This is a genomic window from Fictibacillus sp. EA-CB0309, assembly GCF_055814265.1.
On sequence record NZ_CP169271.1, the window covers coordinates 1526920 to 1548285 of the forward strand.

The following is a 21366-nucleotide window of genomic DNA, read 5'->3' on the forward strand; positions in this document are numbered from 1 at the left end:
AAAATACGATGTGCCAGTTAATGAACTAAGGAAAGCAAATCCTGGTTTCTCCAAAACAGATGTAATCGAGCGGGGGAAAAGATTAAAATCCCAATCAAGATGCCTGGAATGAAAAAAGAGCAGCCTATAGTACCGGTGAAAGAAAAACCGGTAGCACCCGTACAGGAAGCTCCAAAACCAGCACCGGTTAAGCCTGCACCAATGAAACCAGCACCTATAAAGCAAGAAATGAAGCCAGCGCCAATGAAACCGGCACCAATGAAACCAGCTCCAATGAAACCAGCTCCGACTAAGATGGACAAAAAAGACGTTCCGATGAAAAAAGATGTACCAATGAAAAAAGATGTTGTTCCAATGAAAAAAGATGTACCAATGAAAAAAGATGCTCCTATGCAAAAAGATGTACCGATGAAAGCACCTATGAAGCAGCCGATGGCACCCTGCACGACAAAGATTTTGCCGGTATGATGGAATCTTCGAACTTAGGTCATTATGTTCCGATGGGTTATCCTAATCAGCAGTCAAACATAGCGAACATGCCTAATATGGCAAATCAGCCAAACATAGCAAACCAGCCAAATATGGCAAATCAGCCTAATATGGCGAACCAGCCAAATGTGGCCAGTAAGCATGGGTTGTATCCAGGAAAAGATGGTTACGCACCTAATAAACATCCATTCTTAATGGAAGAATCTTCAGGTATGATGCAAAATATGTATGGCTCTATGCCACCAATGTTCCCAAAACCGCAAACATATTCGCAGATGCCTCAAGGGTACGGGATGATGCCTCCTCAAGGTTTTAGTGGTATGCCGCAACTTTACGGAGGAGGGTATCCACAAGGTGGTCAACAAGCTGGCGCCGGAATGCAGCAGGGGGCTCCATGCCATTCGGTGAATATCCTGATTCAGAGATGGATCAAATGCCAGCAGGAGAATATACACCTGGTGGTCAACAAGGCATGCAAGGAATGCAGATTGGTATGCAACAATCGGGTGATATGGGTATGATGCCAATGGGCATGTCTGGAATGCCCCAAATGGGCCAAATGAGCATGATGCCGATGGGAATGCCAGGAATGCCGCAGATAGGTCAAATGGGCATGATGCCACAAGGCGGAGGAATGCCAGGAATGCCGCAAATGGGTCAGATGGGTATGATGCCGATGGGAATGCCAGGAATGCCACAGATGGGTCAGATGGGCATGATGCCACAAGGTGGAGGAATGCCAGGAATGCCGCAGATGGGTCAGATGGGCATGATGCCACAAGGTGGAGGAATGCCAGGAATGCCGCAGATGGGTCAGATGGGTATGATGCCACAAGGTGGAGGAATGCCAGGAATGCCGCAGATGGGTCAGATGGGCGTGATGCCACAAGGCGGAGGAATGCCAGGAATGCCGCAAATGGGTCAGATGGGTATGATGCCACAGGGCGGAGGAATGCCCCAAATGATGCCACAAGATCAAGGAATATATAACATGCCTAATCCATATTCACAAGCGCAGTCTCGTGATCTTCAGGAAGATTTTGTGGAAGAACCGGAAGACGATGAATAGGGATGGTAGGGACGGTTTCCAAGGAGATCGTCTTTTTTTAAAAAAGATGAAAGAAATGGGTCTTGAAATACTTGATTACGGGTTCTTTCGTGATAATGTAATTTGGATTAATACTAGGCAAGGCAAGTATGTTCTAAAGGGTTTTAGCCGAGCGGAAACATGCAAAAAACAATTAAAGTTATCTAAACTTTATCATGGGCAAAAACCTAGAATCATGGGAACTTATACCGTTTATCCCAATCAAAAGAAGACGATGGAGTTTGGAGAATATATTTGGGCAATCATGCCTTTTTATAAGGGAGAAGGACTTCATTTTGGCAATCAATCCGATGTAAGTGCAGGAATGGATGCAATTAGTCGGTTTCATTCTTTTTCAAAAAACATTCCTTCCTCTATTTATGATCAGTTGTCTTCTTATTCACTTTACAAAAAGTGGAGTGATAGGTTTGATACGTTTAAATATCATGCTCGATCAGCAAAATGGAGTCATCAAATGCAGCCTCTGATTGCTGACATACTAATGTGGGGAAATTGGAGCCTAAAGAATTTTGATCATGATGCAGTTGAAGCACTTGAGAAAAAGCGCATAAAAGAAAAGAAATCACCCATGGAGATGTGGCTCCGCATAACTTTGTGATCAATAAAGAAAAATCTAAAGAAGCATATCTGATTGACTTTGATCTGTTTGCAGCAGTTCCTCAAGCCTTTGACTGGCTGCAATACGCTAATCGAATCTTACCGTTTTGGTATTGGTCTTATGCAAAAATAGAAGTAATGGGTAATGAAGATTTTTTATACTGGTTTACGAAAAGATGGTTTGTTAGCTGTTTAGTATTTCCTACGGATCTTTACAGGGAATGGAATAGAGCCTTGAAATATGAGGATCAAGACATGATTGAGGACGTTACGAGATTTACTTTGCGTGATTATTCTCACAGAAAAAAATTTGTTGAGAAAATCATAAAAAAATGAATTAAATAACATCCTACATTTAACAGATTATTTAGAGCCTTCTCTTGCCAAGCTAATGGTGAAAGGAGGTTTTTCCATTGAAGGTTTTGATAAAGACACTTACCGTAACAATCCTTGCTGGTGGTCTTGTAGGCTGTAACGGTGTAAATGAATCACAGGACAGGAATGACAACGATACTCGCCCAATCGGATATTATTCGAATGAGGGAGATAATCGTGGTGATCTTGACCGTGGAAGTGGATTTATTTCTGATATGGCTGACCGAGATGTAAACGATCATACCTCAACTTACCACGAAGATTACGATGGTAAGCTCGCTGAACGTATCGCCAATAAAGTAAACGACATCCGGGGTGTAGACGATGCTCACGTTATTCTTGAGGATAACAACGTCATTGTAGGAGTAGACACGGATGAAAGTAAAAAGGAAGAACTAACTAAAAAGTTAGGGAAACCACTGCTAACTTGGCGCCAAATCGTGATGTGAAGGTTGTATCTGATCAAAAAATGGTGAATCGCATTGAGAATGTTGACAATGACCTGCGTGATGGCCGTGCTTACACGGAAGTGGAATCAGATGTACGCGGAATCAGTAAAGACATCGTAAATGCAGGAAGCGATCTTGGAAATGCAATAAAACGTCCTTTCGAAAACAACCGCTAGATTTTAAAGAACTGTCAAAAGTTATTACAACTTTTGCGCAGTTCTTTTTTTCGCTAACTAAATTAAAATGAAGTGAAAACAGTGAGTAATCAGGTTGTTATAAAATAAAATTGAGCAATTATTAAGGCAAATTAAGCCATGATTGAAAAATATAGGCGATTCGAGAAAATCGACAGTTTTACTTGGTCTTCATCCAAAGGTCACAATGAAATCAAATTCACTTTTTATAAGGAATTAGAGGGTGGGCTATGTTACAATGGAGAATAGAAACATACGCTCGGTTTTAGCGTTAGGAGAGAAAAAGTTGATAGAAAGTATTTCTGGAAATGTAGATTACATAACAGCAGAATATATAGTACTGAACAATAACGGGATCGGCTATAAAGTGTTATGTCCTAACCCTTTTATTTATAAGATAAATGATCAAAAAACAGTGTATACGTATCAATACGTGCGTGAAGATATTCTTGCATTATACGGTTTTAAGAATCGAAAAGAGCGGGATCTGTTTTTAAAATTATTAAATGTATCAGGTATTGGTCCTAAAGGAGCATTGGCTATCGTAGCTTTCGGTCAGCCTGAACAAGTAGTAAATGCAATCGAACATGAAGATGAAAAGTTTCTAACCAAGTTTCCTGGTGTAGGCAAGAAAACAGCACGTCAAATGATTCTTGATCTAAAAGGCAAGCTGTCCATCTTTGCAGATGTTGAAATTACAGAGGGTCTTTTTGCGGAAGTTGAAACAGCTGGTGATGAACTTGATGAAGCGCTTGAGGCACTGGCTGTTTTAGGATACGGAAGAAAAGAAATTCAAAAGATTCTTCCTGAGTTAAAGAAAGAAAAGATGTCTGCTAATGAGTATGTAAAAGCGGCATTAAAGAAGTTAATGAATGCATAAGGACGTGAGGATGTATGGAAGAGAGAATTGTTTCTTCAGAGGAACGTCAAGATGAAGCAAACTTTGAGTTAAGCCTGCGCCCTGAAGTATTAGATGAATATATTGGACAAACTTCCGTTAAAGATAACTTGCGGGTATTTATTAAAGCTGCAAAGCTCCGCAACGAGCCGCTTGATCATGTGTTGCTTTATGGCCCTCCTGGTCTTGGTAAAACGACGTTGGCTTCAATTATTGCAAATGAGATGGAAGTTAATTTGAGGACAACGAGTGGTCCGGCGATCGAACGCCCTGGAGATTTAGCAGCCATCCTAACTTCATTAGAACCTGGTGACGTGTTATTTATTGACGAGATACATAGACTTTCACGTGCCATTGAAGAGATTCTATATTCGGCGATGGAAGACTTTTGCTTAGACATCGTGATCGGAAAAGGTGAGGTGGCAAGGTCTGTTCGACTGGATCTTCCCCTTTTACGCTTATTGGAGCGACTACAAGAGCCGGATCCTTATCCGCGCCGCTTAGAGATCGTTTTGGAGTGCTAGCAAGGCTAGAATATTATAAACCAGACGAACTTGGTGAAATCGTAAGACGTACCGGTGATGTGTTTGGTGTAAAAGTTGATGACTTGTCTGCCGAGGAAATAGCAAGAAGATCAAGAGGGACACCGAGGATTGCAAATCGTCTTTTAAGGCGGGTTCGAGATTTTGTGCAAGTGGAAGGCAAAGATACCATTTCGCTGCCCATCTGCCAAAAAGCACTTGAGCTTCTGCAAGTAGACCGTTTAGGTTTGGATCATATTGACCATAAATTATTACTAGGGATCATTCACACGTATAAGGGCGGTCCTGTCGGGCTAGAGACCATTTCGGCTACAATAGGAGAAGAGTCCATGACGATTGAAGATGTGTATGAACCGTATCTTTTGCAGATTGGTTTCTTACAGCGTACACCTCGTGGACGGATGGTTACAGAACAAGCCTATCATTATTTTGGACTGGAGGCGTCCACGGATTGAATCGGCTTTTAATCATTGCAGGAATCGTTCTGATTATAATAGGATTAGTAGGTACGTATATTGGCAAACTTCCTGGTGATATGGTTTGGAAAAAAGGAAACACTACTGTTTATTTTCCGATCATGACTTCCATTATCATCAGTGTTGTTCTTTCCTTGATCTTTATGATCATAGGTCGATTTAAATAGAAAGCAGGAATAAATGAAATGAACGTAAATGATTTTGATTTCCATCTGCCTGAAGAACTAATCGCTCAGACTCCTTTGGAAAACAGAACTTCTTCTAGGTTGATGGTGCTAGATAGATCACAAGAAAAGATTGAACATAAACATTTTTATGATTTGAAGCATTCCTTAAAAGAAGGCGACTGCCTTGTTTTAAATGACACACGTGTTCTGCCAGCAAGACTTTTTGGACAAAAGTCGGATACAGGTGCAAAAGTGGAAGTACTTCTTTAAAAGAAGAAGGAAACGATAAGTGGGAGACACTGGTTAAACCAGCTAAACGCATAAAACCTGGAACGGAAATCACGTTTGGAGACGGGCGCTTAAAAGCGGTTTGTAAGGGTGAGAGCGAGCATGGCGGAAGACAGTTGCAGTTTATCTATTCTGGGATTTTCTATGAACTTCTCGATGACCTTGGGCAGATGCCGCTCCCTCCTTATATTAAAGAACAGCTTGAAGAGAAAGACCGCTATCAAACGGTTTATGCTGTGCATCAAGGATCAGCAGCTGCACCGACAGCTGGGTTGCATTTTACAACTGAGATGATTGAAGAAATTAAAGCGATGGGTGTGCATGTTACGTTTATAACACTTCACGTTGGACTAGGCACGTTTCGTCCTGTGAGTGTAGAAAACATTCTAGAACATGACATGCATGCAGAGTTTTATCAGATTACAAAAGGTACAGCTGAACTGTTAAATGGAGTTAAAGCGGCTGGCGGAAGAATCATTACCGTTGGAACTACGAGTACCCGTACACTTGAAACGGTAGCAAACAAATTTGATGGAGAGTTTAGGGAAGACTCGGGTTGGACAGATATCTTTATTTATCCGGGATATACGTTTAAAGCGATCGATGGTCTGATCACAAACTTTCATCTGCCGAAATCAACGTTAATTATGTTGGTGAGCGCATTCGCAACGAAAGATTTCGTTTTAAGAGCATATCATGAAGCCGTTGAAGAAAAGTATCGTTTTTTCAGTTTCGGTGACGCGATGCTTATACTTTAAGGGGATTTATTTTACGATGAAACCAGCAGTAACCTATGAACTAATTAAAACGTGTAAACAGTCAGGAGCTAGACTCGGGAAAGTCCATACCCCGCATGGATCGTTTGAGACTCCTATCTTTATGCCTGTTGGTACGTTAGCTACGGTAAAAACGATGAGTCCTGAAGAATTAAAAGAGCTCGGTGCAGAGATTATCCTGAGCAATACGTATCACCTTTGGCTAAGACCTGGCCATGATATCGTAAAAGAAGCAGGTGGCCTGCATAAATTTATGAATTGGGATCGTCCGATTCTTACAGATTCAGGCGGCTTCCAAGTATTTTCTTTGAGTGATCTTAGAGAAATTAAGGAAGAAGGCGTTCACTTCAGAAACCACCTTAGCGGTGAAAAGCTTTTCTTAAGTCCTGAGGGGGCTATGGAGATCCAAAACGCGCTAGGCTCTGACATCATGATGGCATTTGATGAGTGTCCGCCATATCCAGCTGAATATGAGTATATGAAGGCATCTGTAGAGCGTACGAGCCGCTGGGCTGAGCGTTGCTTAAAAGGGCATGCTAGACCCCAAGATCAAGCTCTGTTCGGTATCGTTCAAGGGGAGAGTACGAAGAGCTGAGAAAACAAAGTGCAAGAGACCTTGTATCACTTGATTTTCCAGGCTATGCGGTTGGAGGTCTCTCTGTTGGAGAACCAAAAGATGTGATGAACCGAGTGTTGGATTTCACGACTCCGCATCTTCCGGAAAACAAACCTCGTTATTTGATGGGTGTTGGGTCTCCAGATTCACTTATTGACGGTGCGATCAGAGGAATAGATATGTTCGACTGTGTTCTGCCTACTCGTATCGCAAGAAATGGGACATGTATGACAAGCGAAGGAAGACTCGTGGTCCGAAACGCAAAATACGCCCGTGATTTCCGTCCAATTGATGAAAATTGTGATTGCCACGTATGCCGAACGTATTCCAGAGCGTATATTCGTCATCTTGTAAAAGCAAACGAAACATTCGGATTCAGATTAACAAGTTACCACAATCTATATTTTTTGGTAAACTTAATGAAGCAGGTAAGACAAGCTATTATGGAAGACAGGCTTCTTGACTTTAGAAATGAATTTTTCGAAATGTACGGCTTTAATAAACCAAACGCTCGTAACTTTTAAATAAGATTAGGCCCTTCTGCAAAGCATGCAACCTTTCTTTCAGGAAGCAATGATGTATTCGAAAACAGTCTTTAACTTATAGAAAGGGGTGAATAAGTATGGGAAATCTTGGAGGAATATTACCGATAATTTTAATGTTTGCGATTTTTTATTTTCTGTTGATCCGACCGCAGCAAAAAAGACAAAAAGCGGTGCGTGAAATGCAGTCTAATCTAAAAAAGGCGACAAAGTAGTAACGATCGGTGGATTACACGGAACACTGGATAGCATTGATGACAATGTTGCAGTTATTCGTTCGAATGATGGTGCAAAACTAACATTTGACCGCAATGCGATTCGTGAAGTAAAAGAAGAAGCAGCTCTATAGCAAAAGATAAGACCCGTTATGTAACGGGTCTTATTTATATGTTTGTTTATGACTGCTCAAGTTCACACCCATAATACCACCAATCATCGCTAAAAGAAGAAAAAGGGCATGATACATATACTGAGAAGTGTTGAACGTGCTTTGGTATCCTAGATATTGAATGAGAAATACAAGAAAAGAGAACAGAAGACTTGTACCGCCACCTAAAAGCCAACCTTTACTTTGCCCTTTTTTCCGGAAATCAACCCGCCAATAAATAATGATAAAAAAGATAAGCCGATCGTTACCCATTTAAGTGATGATTCTGTCAGTCCGGTAAATCGTAAAATTAGCGAGAGCACCAAACTGCATACCATAATCATAAGAAGAACTGCTATCAAACCCCGTCCCATAGAAGAAAACATATGTTTAATCCCCATCTTTTGATCCTCCTTATCCCTACAAGCTTTCTATATACTTTATTCACTCTTTTTCAAAATTAGAAGTACAAGCAAGGTATTTTCCCTTCAGTTCCCATTTCTTTGTTATTGGCAAAACCTTCGTATCATGTTTTTTCATTTCTGTGCCACACTAACAAATGGAATGTGATGAGAAAGTTAATGGAAGGAGGGGGATTATGGAGCTTTATACGATTATTTTTAGAACGCTTTTTATATATTTTTTAATCATGATTATCTTTCGTATGATGGGTAAACGTGAAATGGGTAAATTATCCATAATTGATTTTGTCGTCTCGATCATGATTGCTGAGTTAGCTGTCATTTCAATTGAAGATCCCACGATTCCAATGTTGAATTCCCTCGTATCCATTTTTGTGTTGCTCGGCATTCAGCTCTTATTAGCTTTAGTCTCTTTAAAGAGCAGAAAAATGAGAGAGATTGTTGATGGAAAACCTTCTTTAATCATTCGAGAAGGTGAAGTAGATGAAGATGAAATGAAAAAACAACGATATAATTTTGATGACCTCCTTACACAATTAAGAGAGAACAACATAAAAAGTTTAAATGAAGTCGAATTTGGTATATTGGAAACAACAGGAAAATTATCTGTTATTAAGAAAAATGAAGATTCAAACAGTACCCCATTCCAGATGATCTTACCACTTGTATTGGACGGAAAAATTTTAGAAGACAACCTTGAAAAAATGGATAAGACTTCTTTTGGCTGAGACAAGAGCTGAAAAAAGTCGGTTTTAAAGAAATTAAAAATATATCCTTTTGTACTCTTAACGATGATGGATCACTTTATGTTGACGAAATGAATAACAAAAAATAAAACAGCCCAACGGCTGTTTTATACCCATTTTTTTATGAATGGTATATGCTTTAGCTCTTCTTTAACTAAAAGTTTGAAGAAGATAAGTGTAAACAGATAAATGCCGCATGTTGCAGTAACACATATGATTAAACCTTGCAGCGGCGGGAATTGTGGCATCATATAGCGGTACAGGTAAACTGCACCTCCACCTGTAATAATTACTGCTAGCAGACAGAAAATAAAATCTTTTACAACGATCGTATAGCTGATCGCTTTAATTACTGTCGCAAAGTGTAGCAATGTTACGACAACAATACTAATCACAATACCGAGAGCTGCGCCCATAATCCCGAATTCTGGGCGTGTAGCAAGTGCGAAGATCGCCGTTAATTTAACTAGAGCACCAATCAGGCTATTGATCATCGCAGACCGAGCCAAGTCAAGCGCTTGAAGCACGGCTTGAAGAGGTCCTTGAAAATAGAGAAAAAAGAAAAAGGAGTCATGATTTTCACATAAGAAGCGGATGCTGGTGAATCATACATCAAGTCCATGATGGGAACCGCAAAAACATACATTACTACTGCTGCAATACCACCGGATAGCATTGAGAGTTTTAGTGCTTGATTAAGCCGATGCTCAATAAGATGGTATTTTTTTGTGCGTTCGCTTCACTTATAGCAGGGACCAAAGACACAGAAAGCGAATAGGTTATGAACGTTGGCAAAAACAATAAAGGAATAACATAGCCTGCGAGTTCCCCATATTGAGCCGTGGCTACAGCAGTGGTAATTCCAGCTAGCGCTAAACTTTTTGCAACAACGATTGGTTCAAAAAAGTACGAAACCGAACCGATCAATTGACTTCCTGTTGTAGGAAGTGCGATATTCAAAAGGTCTTTCAGTGTTTCATGTCCTTGTTTTAACTGTTTGAAGAAGCCTTTTCGTATGCGCATTTTCTTTTTTACTTTAAACATAGAAAACATGTATAAAAGAGATGCGAGTTCACCGATAATCACGGAGATCATCGCCCCAGCCGCTGCATATTCAACACCGTATGGCAGGAATAGACCGGTTAATAAAGCGACGAGTGCAATCCTGACAACCTGCTCAATCACTTGTGAATACGCGGAAGGTCTCATGTTCTGAAGACCTTGAAAGTATCCTCGCAATACAGAGGACACAGCGATAACAGGAACAACAGGCGCTATCGCGAGCAACGGCCATATGGTTCTTTTATCTGTAAAAAAGTATTGTGCTAACAACGGAGCTGCAATAAACAAAGCAATCGTGATTACAATACTAAGAACACCAGTGATGGCCAGTGACACGATTAAGATTTTTTTAACTTTCGATCTGTCACCCGTAGCATCAGCTTCCGCTACTAGTTTTGAAATAGCGATTGGAAGGCCAAGCCTAGTGAGCGTGACGGCTAATAAGAATGTTGGAACTGCCATCATATAGAGTCCAACACCTTCAGGTCCCATAACGCGTGCCATTACAATTCGGTTAATAAAACCGAGTATCCGAGTTACAAGACCTGCTAAAATAAGCAGTATCGTTCCTTGTACAAGTGTTTGTTTTGTCATATTAACCTGTCCTTTCTTGGACAATCTGATATATAACTATATGCACGATGTGTGAAAGGTCATGACAGCTTGTTTCATATTGAAAGGAGAGAAGACTGATGGAGGATACTCATTTTACTCATTGGAAAAAAGAAGTGAAGCCAGCCGTACAGAGTAAAAAGGAAGAATTTCATTATATGGGGTATGAAAGTGTTACAGAAGAGGAAATATGGGAATGTGTACAGGCTAGGTTAAAGAAAAAGAAAATTGAGCCTCGCCTATATGCGTTAGTCGATCAAATTTTAGCACTTTCACTGAATGATTTTATGACGTGGCTTACGATTCGATCTTATAAAGAGCAATAATATCAAAAGTGAAGCATACGCTTCACTTTGTTTATGTTTTATTTATGAATATTCCCATGACAAATTGACAGAAAAAAACAACAATCGCTATAATGGGAAGGATTAGTATTCGTACTTATACATAGTGTTGTCTTTTTGGTGCAGCATGAAGGAGGTTTCTTGAAGTGGTAAAAAGAAGTAAGATCGTCATCTTTTTTGTTGTACTTCTAATGTTTGCCGCACTTATTGGGCTTACGACAGAAAAGATCGTAAAAGAAACAAAGCTTGGACTTGATCTCCAAGGCGGTTTTGAAGTGCTTTATGAAGTTGAACCCGTAAAAAAGGTCAAAAAATAACACAAGAAACGTTAAAGAGTACGGTTGAAGCTTTAAACAGCCGTATCAACGTATTAGGTGTTTCTGAACCTGAGATTCAAATCGAAGGCAATAACCGTATACGTGTTCAGCTTGCGGGAGTATCTGATCAAAACAAAGCGCGTGAACTTTTATCTACACAAGCAGAGCTTACTTTCCGTGATGTTGATGATAAAGTGCTGCTTGATGGATCAGATTTAGAGGGAAATGGTGCAAAACAAACGTTTGAATCGAATAACAATAAGCCCATTGTATCTCTAAAGCTAAAAGACGCTAAAAAGTTTCAACAAGTAACAGAAGAAGTTCTTAAGCGTCAGCCACAAGGTGAAAACAATTTAGTCATCTGGCTAGATTATGAAAAAGGCGACTCTTTTAAAGAAGAACAAAAGAAGGAACTCGCAGGAAAAGAACCTAAATATATTTCAGCTCCTTTTGTAAATGAAGTGCTTACGCAAAAAGATGTAACGATTACGGGTCAATTCTCTGTGGAAGAAGCACAAAGTCTTGCAAGCATTCTAAATGCAGGAGCTTTGCCAGTGAAGCTTGATGAAGTTTATTCCACGTCTGTTGGAGCGAAATTCGGAGAAAAAGCATTAAATGAAACAGTGCTTGCAGGCTTTATTGGTATTGCAGCGATCTTTTTATTCATGCTGATCTTCTACCGAGTTCCGGGAATTATTGCTGTATTAACTTTATCCATCTACATTTGGTTGATTTTAGCCATTTTCTATTTGATGAACGGCGTTTTAACATTGCCTGGTATCGCCGCACTTATACTAGGTGTTGGTATGGCAGTTGATGCAAACATTATCACGTATGAGCGTATAAAAGAAGAATTAAGAAGCGGAAAATCCGTTTTAAGTGCTTTTAAAGCAGGGAACCGCCGTTCATTTACAACGATCTTTGATGCAAACATTACAACGATCCTTGCTGCAGCTGTTTTATTCGCATATGGGACGAGCTCGGTAAAAGGATTTGCATTGGTTTTAATCATTTCGGTACTGGCAAGTTTTATCACAGCCGTTTTCGGAACAAGACTATTCCTTGGATTATGGGTTCAGTCTCGTGTGATGGATAAAAAGCCAGGGTTGTTTGGTGTAAAGGAGAGTGACATCCGTGAGCTTTAATTACGACTTTGTAAAAAACAGAAACCTCTATTTCATCATCTCCATTCTCCTTACGATTGTTGGAATTGTATTTTTGCTTACAATCGGTCTGAAACTTGGTATTGATTTTGATAGTGGTTCACGTGTTCATATACAAGCGACTGAAACGTTAACAAATGAGGGTGTTGAAGAAGAGTTTAAGTCACTTGGTTTTGAACCAGAATCGGTAGTACTCGCTGGAAATAATGATCAAGCAAATGTTGCCTTTAAAGGAGCATTATCAAAAGACGAAGTGGCAAAAATAAACACGCATTTTGAAGATAAATACGGTGAAACACCAAGTGTAAGTACTGTTACACCGACTGTTGGCCGTGAGCTTGCACAAAACGCACTATTTGCAGTTCTTATTGCTTCAATTGGTATCATTATCTATGTAGCGTTCCGTTTCGAGTGGTCCATGGCTGTTGCCTCAGTTGTTGCATTACTGCACGATGCGTTTATGATTATTACGATCTTCAGTATCTTCAGAATAGAAGTTGATCTGCCGTTTATCGCAGCTGTTTTGACCATTGTTGGTTATTCCATCAACGATACGATTGTTACATTTGACCGTATTCGCGAAAACATGAAACTTGAAAAAGTAAAAACACAAGAAAAGCTAGCTGAGATTGTTAATAGAAGTATTCACGAAACGTTAGGTCGTTCCATCAATACTGTATTGACGGTTGTCATCGCAGCAGTTGCTCTTTTAATTTTTGGAGCAGATTCAATCAGAAACTTCTCCATCGCATTGTTAATCGGTCTTACTTTTGGTGCGTATTCGTCGATCTTTATCGCCTCTCAGTTGTGGTACGTAATGAAATCACGGCAGATGAAATCGAAAAGAACACGACCAGTAGAACCAGAACCAGAAATCTAAAGATAAATTTCATTCATAAATTGTCACCTCTTATCCTGTTTTGTATAATGAATAGGTTAAGAGGTGATTTTTATGCTGGAGCCTAGAACGAGGTGGGAAATCCAAGAACCTTCGGAAGAAAAGGCAAAATGGTTGTCCCAAGAATTAGACGTACCTCTGCTTATTGCGAATCTGTTAATCGTAAGAGGGATTGAGACAATAGAAGAAGCACAGGCATTTTTAAAAATAGATGTAAATCAATTTCACGATCCGTTCTTGATGGATGGCATGAAAGAAAGTGTTGAGCGGATACATAAAGCGGTAGAATCTGAGGAAAAGATTTTAATTTTTGGAGACTATGACGCAGATGGTGTTAGCAGTACAACGGTTATGTACTATGCGCTGAAAGAATTAGGCGCACAGTTCGACTATTACATTCCGAATCGATTCACAGAAGGATACGGACCTAATGAACCTGCACTCAGAAAAGCAAAGGAAGACGGTTACTCACTTGTAGTAACCGTAGATACGGGAATCTCTGCTGTACATGAAGCAGCTGTTGCAAAAGAGATCGGACTTGATTTTATAATCACCGATCATCACGAAGCGCCCCCTGTATTACCAGATGCATATAGCATCATTAATCCTAAGAAACCTGGCTGCACATATCCTTTTTCCGGTCTTGCTGGTGTAGGAGTAGCTTTTAAAGTAGCACATGCGCTCCATGGAAAACCTTTGCTGCACTTGCTTGATTTTGCGTGTATTGGAACGATTGCAGACCTTGTACCACTCGTAGATGAAAATAGAGTGATCGCGAAACTGGGAATAGAAGCACTCTCCAAAACAGATAAAATAGGGTTGCAAGAACTGTTAAAAGTAGCTGGACTCAACGATAAGGAACTTTCAGCAGAAGATGTAGGATTTGCGATCGGGCCGCGAGTAAATGCAGCGGGAAGACTTGGTTCGGCCATGCCTGTTGTGGAACTCTTTACTTCAAGCGACCGTGAAGAATCTGCCATGCTGTCAGAAGAGATCGATTTAGTTAACAAAGAGCGTCAAGGAATCGTTAATGAGATCACGAAAGAAGCAATTGCAATGGTTGAAGAGAGTTTTCCGCCTGAGGAAAATGAAGTGTTAGTTCTTGCGAAAGAGGGTTGGAACCCTGGGGTTATCGGAATTGTTGCCTCACGATTGGTAGAAAAATTTTATCGGCCAACGATTGTGCTTTGTTTAGATCCTGAGAAGGAAACGGCAAAAGGATCAGCCCGAAGCATTAAAGGGTTCGATATGTTTGAGAACCTGTCGGAATCAAGAGACATCCTTCCTCATTTCGGAGGACATCCAATGGCAGCAGGCATGACGTTGTCGATGCATGATGTGGATGAGCTAAGAAACAGGCTCATTAAGCAAGCGAAGATTTGTTTACAGCCAGAAGACTATCTTCCTGTAACATCTATTGATCTTAGTGCTACTCTAGGTGAGATTTCGCTGGAAACAGTTGAAATGCTAAGTACGTTAGCTCCATTTGGTGTAGGAAATCCATCACCTCGCGTATTGATTGAAGAAGTGCCAATTCGGGAGATGAAAAGGATCGGCAGTCAGTCCAATCATTTAAAGTTACAAGTAGGAAACAGTGAGATGTCAGTATTGGATTGTATAGGTTTTCAAAAAGGAAGTTTACTTGATGAGATGACTCCTTACTCCTTGCTTTCATTAGTTGGTCAGATTCAATTAAACGAATGGAACGGTTATCGAAAACCACAATTGATGCTCGAAGACCTCTCCGTTGCTCACTTTCAGCTTTTTGATTACCGAGGTCTAAAAGATGTGAGTAAAAGACTGATCGGGCTGCCGTATAGTAAAACTTGTTTTATCGCGTTTGATCAGCAGCAAACATTAAAGCATCTTGGCATGGAGGAAATGTCTGCAGATGTGATCGGAGAAGATGAACTTTTCACTCTCCCGAAAGATCATTTCACAGGCAAATACTTGGTGTTTTTAGATGTTCCATCATCCCTATCTCGCTTTTCTGAATGGCTCGAAATGATCGGAGAACCATCTAGAATCTATGCGGTGTTCCACCAAAACACCGAACATTTTTTCACCACATTACCAACAAGAGAACATTTTAAATGGTTTTATGGTTTTTAGCCAAACGAAAAACATTTAATGTTCGTAAAGATGGAGCAGAACTGGCAAAATGGAAGGGCTGGTCGAAAGAAACAATAGATTTTATGTCAAAGGTGTTTTTTGAGCTGGATTTTGTTACAATAGACGATGGTGTTATTTTCATTAACAAAGAACCTAGCAAACGAGAATTAGAAAGTTCTGATACATATCAGAAAAAGTTTGAACAAGCAGACATTGAGAATCAGCTCGTTTATTCTTCTTATCATTCTTTAAAAAGCTGGTTTGCAGAACAAACACGGCCAAAAGCCAGTTTGTAATTTTCAGGAGGCAAAGATTCATGGATTATAAGCCGTTTATTTCAGTAGTAGAAGATTTCCCAATCGAAGGCATTCGTTTCAAAGATATCACTTCACTTATGTCTGATGGTGCAGTATATAAACAAGCGATGGATGACATTGCTGTGTACGCAAAAGAAAAACAGGTTGATGTAATCGTAGGACCTGAAGCACGTGGATTTATCGTAGGCTGCCCAGTAGCTTACACACTCGGACTTGGATTCGTACCAGTTCGAAAAGAAGGAAAACTTCCTCGTGAAGTAATTAAAGTCGATTATGGTCTTGAATATGGTAAAGATGTTTTAACGATGCATAAAGACGCGATCAAACCAGGACAAAAAGTTTTGATCACAGACGATTTACTTGCAACGGGCGGAACAATTGAAGCAACGATCAAACTTGTTGAAGAACTTGGTGGAGTAGTTGCCGGAATTGCTTTCATGATTGAACTTACTTACTTAGATGGCCGTAAGAAGCTATCAGGTTATGATATTTTCACTTTAACTCAATACTAAACAGATGAGAGAGTTCCTTTTAATGGAACTCTTTTTTAGTTCTCTTCTAAAAAGCTGTATTTTAAAGGCACTTTTCTAAAGGATTGTTGTCATCTTTGAACAGTTGATTGGAGTGCAAGGTGCGGGCCTACCACTTGAGAATCTTCTCGCAAGGCATGCGACGAGGAAGCTCACTGCGGTAGCTTTACTTGTAGGCGCAGGAGCAAGAATACTTCCTTGAAGTGGGCAGGCGAGACACTTAAAAGTAAAACGTACGAATGTGGCTCACCGCCTGCCCCGCGGAAAGCGAGCGAACTGAAACGGAAATCAACTATTTTCAAAAACAAAAAGTGAGAAAACAGCTTTTTTTACAATCCTGTCACAAAAATTGCCCATTCATTCGACAAATTTCGTTTTTCGCTTTACATGAGGGTTCAATTTAACGATAATAGAAGCAATATACAATGACAACGTAAGGTGATTCCATGACGATTGAGCAAGTATTGCAAAAAGCGGAAAGTTATCTGTCTAAAGACGATATCGGCTTTATTACGAAGGCTTATGAATACGCAAAAAGTGCACATGAGGGACAATTCCGTAAATCGGGAGAGCCCTATATTCATCATCCTGTTGAAGTAGCAGCTATCCTTGTAAACCTGCAAATGGATCCTGTAACTGTAGCTGCAGGGTTTCTTCATGATGTAGTTGAAGATACGTCTATAACTTTAAAGGATATCTCTAACCAGTTTAATGAAGAAGTGGCTATGCTTGTTGACGGTGTTACAAAACTGAAGAAGATTAAGTTTAAGTCAAAAGAAGAACAGCAGGCAGAGAATCACCGGAAGATGTTTGTTGCGATGGCACAAGATATTAGATGTATTCTGATCAAGCTTGCCGACCGCCTTCACAACATGCGTACGCTTAAACATATGCCAAAAGAAAAACAGATTCAAAAAGCGAATGAAACGCTGGAAATCTTCGCCCCGCTTGCCCATCGTCTTGGGATCTCAACCATTAAGTGGGAGCTTGAAGATGTTTCTTTAAGGTACCTAAATCCACAGCAATACTACAGAATCGTTAACTTAATGCAGCAAAAACGCGCTGAACGGGAAGAGTATGTTCATCTAGTGATGGATGAAATGAAGAGCAAGTTAAAAGAAGTTAACATTCAGGTAGATATTTCTGGGAGACCGAAACATATATACAGCATCTATCGTAAAATGGCTAAACAAGGCAAGCAGTTTAACGAGATTTATGATTTGCTTGCCGTTCGAATTATCGTTCAAAACATCAAAGATTGCTATGCGGCATTAGGGATTATTCACACTGCATATAAACCGATGCCAGGGCGCTTCAAAGATTATATTGCCATGCCTAAAGCAAATATGTACCAGTCACTCCATACGACCGTTATCGGTCCAAAAGGAGATCCTCTTGAAGTTCAGATCAGGACTTCAGATATGCACCGTGTAGCGGAATACGGGATTGCTGCACACTGGGCTTACAAAGAAGGTGCGTCAAAAGCACCTGTAAGTACTTTTGAAAATAAACTGACGTGGTTCCGTGAAATTCTTGAGTGGCAAAATGATGTTGTAGATGCCGAAGAATTTATGGAATCATTAAAAGTCGATCTTTTCTCTGATATGGTGTTTGTTTTCACGCCAAAAGGAGATGTATATGAACTACCGTCAGGTTCTGTTCCAATCGATTTTGCCTACCGTATTCATACAGAAATCGGTAACAGATGCATTGGAGCAAAGGTGAACGGGAAGATGGTCACATTAGATTATCGTTTAAAAACGGGGGATATCATTGAGATCTTAACGAGTAAGCACTCTTATGGACCAAGTCAAGATTGGCTGAAGATCACGCAAAGTTCTCATGCGAAAAATAAAATTCGTCAATGGTTTAAGCGTGAAAGAAGAGAAGAGAACGTTGCAAAAGGTAAAGAGCTCGTTGAAAAAGAGATTAAAAATCGTGGTTACGAGCTTAAAGATATATTCACAACTGAAAATCTACAATATGTTGCTCAAAAGTATAATTTTGCAGGCGAAGAAGATATGTATGCAGCAGTTGGGTATAACGGTATCACCGCAGCTCAAATCGCTACACGTCTAACAGATAAAGTACGCCGTAAAAAAGAGCAGGATCCGGATAATTCTGAGCTTCTCGACGCGATCAGGGATTCTGCTGAAAAGCCGGAGCCAAAACGACGAACAGATTCTGGTATCGTAGTAAAAGGTATTGATAACATGTTGATTCGTTTATCTAAGTGCTGTAACCCAGTACCTGGAGATGACATTGTCGGTTACATTACAAAAGGCCGTGGTGTCTCTGTTCACCGAGAAGACTGTGTGAATGTTCATAACGAAGATGCGCAAGTTCGTTTGTTGCCTGTTGAGTGGGAAGGTAATTTGGAACAGCCTAAAAATTACAATGTGGACATTGAGATTAACGGATTCGACCGACGTGGTCTTCTTAATGAGGTACTGCATGCAGTTGCCGAAACAAAGACAAACATCACAGCGGTTAGCGGTAAATCCGATCGAAATAAAATGGCAACGATTAGTATGTCTATTTCAATCCACAATGTTAGCCATCTTCAAAAAGTTGTAGAGCGAATTAAACGCATTCCTGATATTTATGCAGTAAGACGTCTTATGCAATAGGTTTTAAGGGAAGTGAGATTGTAATGAAAGTAGTATTGCAACGTGCTAGAAATGCAGAGGTTTCTGTTGATTCGGAAGTGAAGGGCAAAATTGACAGCGGCCTTGTGCTATTAGTTGGTGTTACCCATGACGATACAGAGAAAGATGCTGATTATTTAGCAGAAAAAATCGTAAACCTTCGTATTTTTGAGGATGAGAATGAAAAAATGAACCTGTCACTGAAGGATATGGGGCGAAGCATTCTTTCTATTTCTCAATTCACTCTGTATGGTGATACGAAAAAGGGAAGACGGCCGAATTTCATGGAAGCCGCTAAACCTGATCATGCTATCACGATGTATGAATATTTTAACGACAAGCTTAGAAATTTAGGTGTTCATGTGGAAACAGGTGTTTTTGGAGCGATGATGGATGTATCGTTCACGAATGACGGACCTGTAACATTGATTTTAGATTCTAAATTGTAAATAGAAATGAATGAAACCTTCGCCTTGTTGGAAAGACTAAAGCAAAAAAGGCGGAGGAGTTTTTTTATGAGGCAGAATCGAAAAGGTATGGAAGGGGTTCCAGGTTGGAAGAATCTCAGTTTTCATGATTTTCTTTCTCTTGAAAAATCATCGAACAATATGGAACTCGCTGAAGAATTTGGATTGGATTTGTATCAAGTCAACCAATTAAAGAAAAAATAAAACGAGAAAACTATTGACATCATACCCTATTGAAAAGTATGATAGTCTACAATTCCAAAATGAAAAACTGATGACGAAGAAAAGTACCTTTACCCCACAGGGTTAGAGAGGAAATACCTTGGCTGGAAGTATTTCTCCCTGATGATAAAGTGAAAGACACTTCATAGGTTTTAATTCGAACGGTTAGTATAAACCTCAGTAGAGTTACACGTGTGCAATCGTTACTTGCATAATGAGGAAGCTTTTTAGCTTCGAAGCAGGGTGGCACCGCGGAAATCCCGTCCCTTATGAAATGGCACATTTCATAAGGGACGGGATTTTTTTGATTTTAACGAATAACCAACAAACGGGAGGATGAAAGAAAATGAGTATTAACATTCCAAGGGGAACGAAAGATATACTCCCAGGAGAAGTAGAAAAGTGGCAGCTGATCGAACAAAAAGCAAAAGAAGTATCAGCGCGTTTTAATTATAAAGAGATCCGCACACCGATCTTTGAGCATACTGATTTGTTTCAGCGAGGTGTTGGAGACTCAACAGATATCGTACAAAAAGAAATGTACACATTTAATGATCGCGGTGACCGCAGCTTAACCCTTCGTCCAGAAGGCACAGCACCTGTAACTCGATCTTATGTAGAAAATAAAATGTTCGGTCTACCAGGGCAGCCAGTAAAACTATTTTACATTCAGCCTATGTTCCGTTATGAAAGGCCGCAAGCAGGGCGTTATCGTCAATTTGTACAGTTTGGTATCGAAGCGATGGGTTCAGCAGATCCTGCCATTGATGCTGAAGTAATCTCACTTGCTATGACAGTATATAGAGAGCTTGGCTTGAAAAAGCTTCGTCTTGTTTTGAATACATTAGGCGATGCTGAAAGCCGCAAGTCTCATAAAGAAGCACTGATTGCACATTTTGAACCTAGAATTGATGAATTCTGTTCAGATTGTCAGAACCGATTATCGAAGAATCCACTACGAATTCTAGATTGTAAAAAAGACCGTGATCACGAGCTCATGAAGAATGCTCCTTCAATCTTGGAACATTTAAACGAAGACTCAAAAGCGTACTTTGAAGACGTAAAGTCAAGTTTAGATGCGATGAACATTGAGTATGTGATTGACCCAACGCTAGTTAGAGGATTAGATTACTACAACCACACTGCGTTTGAGATCATGAGTGAAGCAGATGGCTTTGGTGCCATTACAACACTTAGCGGTGGCGGCAGATATAACGGCCTAGTTGAAGACTTGGGCGGTCCTGCTACTCCAAGTATCGGATTTGCGATGAGCTTAGAACGGCTTTTGCTAGCGCTGGAAGCAGAGGGCGTCACGCTAGAAACAGAAGAAGAGCTGGATTGTTATGTTGTTGCGCTCGGTGATGAAGCAAAGAAAAAATCGGTTTCAATCTTAAGTAAGCTTCGTCAGAACGGTATTAAGAGTGACAAAGACTACTTAGATAAAAAGATGAAAGCACAGTTTAAAGCCGCTGACCGATTGAAGGCAAAATATGTTGCAATACTAGGTGAAGAAGAACTGTCAAAAGGAATCATTAACGTTAAAAATATGGATTCTGGCAATCAACAAGAAGTAGTGATCGAAGAATTGAGTACATTTATCAAGCAAGGAAATTAAGGAGGAC

Annotated in this window: 12 protein-coding genes, 10 pseudogenes and 1 other annotated feature; of the genes and pseudogenes, 20 read left to right on the forward strand and 2 right to left on the reverse strand. The window is 40.1% G+C overall.

Annotation, left to right across the window (positions count from 1 at the left end; translation table 11 throughout):
* Nucleotides 1-108: 108 nt before the first annotated feature.
* The 11 genes and pseudogenes from ACEWFH_RS08435 to yajC all read left to right on the forward strand — a co-directional run bounded on the left by ACEWFH_RS08435 (nucleotide 109) and on the right by yajC (nucleotide 7866).
* Nucleotides 109-468 (forward strand): hypothetical protein, encoded by a 360-nt coding sequence (locus ACEWFH_RS08435; protein ID WP_473726847.1) that lies wholly within the window; start codon nucleotides 109-111, stop codon nucleotides 466-468.
* Nucleotides 469-883: 415 nt separating this feature from the next.
* Nucleotides 884-1558, forward strand: coding sequence for a hypothetical protein (locus tag ACEWFH_RS08440; protein ID WP_473726848.1), 675 nt, complete (start codon nucleotides 884-886; stop codon nucleotides 1556-1558).
* A complete protein-coding gene (locus ACEWFH_RS08445; RefSeq protein ID WP_473726849.1) occupies nucleotides 1551-2195 on the forward strand; it encodes a hypothetical protein in 645 nt (214 codons plus the stop codon). Before ACEWFH_RS08440 ends, ACEWFH_RS08445 begins: the two co-directional genes overlap by 8 nt.
* A complete protein-coding gene (locus ACEWFH_RS08450; protein WP_473726850.1) occupies nucleotides 2174-2530 on the forward strand; it encodes a hypothetical protein in 357 nt (118 codons plus the stop codon). Before ACEWFH_RS08445 ends, ACEWFH_RS08450 begins: the two co-directional genes overlap by 22 nt.
* Nucleotides 2531-2616: 86 nt before the next feature.
* Nucleotides 2617-3194: pseudogene (locus tag ACEWFH_RS08455) on the forward strand (YhcN/YlaJ family sporulation lipoprotein).
* Nucleotides 3195-3498: 304 nt separating this feature from the next.
* The gene (gene ruvA, locus ACEWFH_RS08460) at nucleotides 3499-4092 is read left to right on the forward strand and encodes a Holliday junction branch migration protein RuvA (RefSeq protein WP_473726851.1); all 594 of its coding nucleotides are present in this window, start codon (nucleotides 3499-3501) and stop codon (nucleotides 4090-4092) included.
* A gap of 14 nt (nucleotides 4093-4106) precedes the next feature.
* Nucleotides 4107-5107, forward strand: a pseudogene (gene ruvB, locus ACEWFH_RS08465) (Holliday junction branch migration DNA helicase RuvB).
* Nucleotides 5104-5295, forward strand: coding sequence for a DUF2905 domain-containing protein (locus ACEWFH_RS08470; protein ID WP_066239545.1), 192 nt, complete (start codon nucleotides 5104-5106; stop codon nucleotides 5293-5295). The pseudogene ruvB and the gene ACEWFH_RS08470 overlap by 4 nt, the downstream one beginning before the upstream one ends.
* 18 nt (nucleotides 5296-5313) lie before the next feature.
* Nucleotides 5314-6341, forward strand: a pseudogene (gene queA, locus ACEWFH_RS08475) (tRNA preQ1(34) S-adenosylmethionine ribosyltransferase-isomerase QueA).
* 16 nt (nucleotides 6342-6357) lie between these two features.
* Nucleotides 6358-7499, forward strand: a pseudogene (gene tgt, locus ACEWFH_RS08480) (tRNA guanosine(34) transglycosylase Tgt).
* A 98-nt stretch (nucleotides 7500-7597) separates the two neighbouring features.
* Nucleotides 7598-7866 (forward strand): annotated as a pseudogene (gene yajC, locus ACEWFH_RS08485) (preprotein translocase subunit YajC).
* Between the two features lie 30 nt (nucleotides 7867-7896).
* Here yajC and ACEWFH_RS08490 read toward each other — a convergent pair.
* Nucleotides 7897-8285, reverse strand: a pseudogene (locus ACEWFH_RS08490) (TIGR04086 family membrane protein).
* A gap of 197 nt (nucleotides 8286-8482) precedes the next feature.
* Here ACEWFH_RS08490 and ACEWFH_RS08495 point away from each other — a divergent pair.
* Nucleotides 8483-9141, forward strand: a pseudogene (locus ACEWFH_RS08495) (DUF421 domain-containing protein).
* 18 nt (nucleotides 9142-9159) lie between these two features.
* Here ACEWFH_RS08495 and spoVB read toward each other — a convergent pair.
* Nucleotides 9160-10708 (reverse strand): annotated as a pseudogene (gene spoVB / locus ACEWFH_RS08500) (stage V sporulation protein B).
* 98 nt (nucleotides 10709-10806) lie between these two features.
* Between spoVB and ACEWFH_RS08505 the strand changes: the two are divergent.
* The 8 genes and pseudogenes from ACEWFH_RS08505 to hisS all read left to right on the forward strand — a co-directional run bounded on the left by ACEWFH_RS08505 (nucleotide 10807) and on the right by hisS (nucleotide 21359).
* Entirely contained in the window at nucleotides 10807-11052 is a 246-nt protein-coding gene (locus ACEWFH_RS08505) for a post-transcriptional regulator (protein ID WP_473726852.1), read from the forward strand.
* A 164-nt stretch (nucleotides 11053-11216) separates the two neighbouring features.
* Nucleotides 11217-13430: pseudogene (secDF, locus tag ACEWFH_RS08510) on the forward strand (protein translocase subunit SecDF).
* A gap of 72 nt (nucleotides 13431-13502) precedes the next feature.
* Nucleotides 13503-15856, forward strand: a pseudogene (recJ, locus tag ACEWFH_RS08515) (single-stranded-DNA-specific exonuclease RecJ).
* A gap of 20 nt (nucleotides 15857-15876) precedes the next feature.
* Nucleotides 15877-16389 (forward strand): adenine phosphoribosyltransferase, encoded by a 513-nt coding sequence (locus tag ACEWFH_RS08520; RefSeq protein WP_473726853.1) that lies wholly within the window; start codon nucleotides 15877-15879, stop codon nucleotides 16387-16389.
* A gap of 464 nt (nucleotides 16390-16853) precedes the next feature.
* Nucleotides 16854-19037: a RelA/SpoT family protein gene (locus ACEWFH_RS08525; RefSeq protein ID WP_473726854.1), complete on the forward strand. Its 2184-nt coding sequence runs from the start codon at nucleotides 16854-16856 to the stop codon at nucleotides 19035-19037.
* Nucleotides 19038-19060: 23 nt separating this feature from the next.
* Nucleotides 19061-19504, forward strand: a complete 444-nt coding sequence (dtd, locus tag ACEWFH_RS08530; protein ID WP_473726855.1) for a D-aminoacyl-tRNA deacylase — start codon at nucleotides 19061-19063, stop codon at nucleotides 19502-19504.
* 66 nt (nucleotides 19505-19570) lie between these two features.
* Nucleotides 19571-19726, forward strand: a complete 156-nt coding sequence (locus ACEWFH_RS08535) for a hypothetical protein (protein WP_473726856.1) — start codon at nucleotides 19571-19573, stop codon at nucleotides 19724-19726.
* A gap of 61 nt (nucleotides 19727-19787) precedes the next feature.
* Nucleotides 19788-20015, forward strand: a binding site (T-box leader).
* A gap of 75 nt (nucleotides 20016-20090) precedes the next feature.
* Nucleotides 20091-21359, forward strand: coding sequence for a histidine--tRNA ligase (gene hisS, locus ACEWFH_RS08540; protein ID WP_473726857.1), 1269 nt, complete (start codon nucleotides 20091-20093; stop codon nucleotides 21357-21359).
* The last annotated feature ends 7 nt before the right edge of the window (nucleotides 21360-21366 follow it).

Bases quoted from the DNA above. Each gene is read 5' to 3' on its own strand.
- hisS (WP_473726857.1), top strand. From the start codon at position 20,091: ATGAGTATTAACATTCCAAGGGGAACGAAAGATATACTCCCAGGAGAA.
- ACEWFH_RS08520 (WP_473726853.1), top strand. From the start codon at position 15,877: ATGGATTATAAGCCGTTTATTTCAGTAGTAGAAGATTTCCCAATCGAA.
- ACEWFH_RS08440 (WP_473726848.1), top strand. From the start codon at position 884: ATGCCATTCGGTGAATATCCTGATTCAGAGATGGATCAAATGCCAGCA.
- ACEWFH_RS08445 (WP_473726849.1), top strand. From the start codon at position 1,551: ATGAATAGGGATGGTAGGGACGGTTTCCAAGGAGATCGTCTTTTTTTA.
- ACEWFH_RS08535 (WP_473726856.1), top strand. From the start codon at position 19,571: ATGAGGCAGAATCGAAAAGGTATGGAAGGGGTTCCAGGTTGGAAGAAT.
- ACEWFH_RS08435 (WP_473726847.1), top strand. From the start codon at position 109: ATGAAAAAAGAGCAGCCTATAGTACCGGTGAAAGAAAAACCGGTAGCA.
- ACEWFH_RS08505 (WP_473726852.1), top strand. From the start codon at position 10,807: ATGGAGGATACTCATTTTACTCATTGGAAAAAAGAAGTGAAGCCAGCC.
- dtd (WP_473726855.1), top strand. From the start codon at position 19,061: ATGAAAGTAGTATTGCAACGTGCTAGAAATGCAGAGGTTTCTGTTGAT.
- ACEWFH_RS08525 (WP_473726854.1), top strand. From the start codon at position 16,854: ATGACGATTGAGCAAGTATTGCAAAAAGCGGAAAGTTATCTGTCTAAA.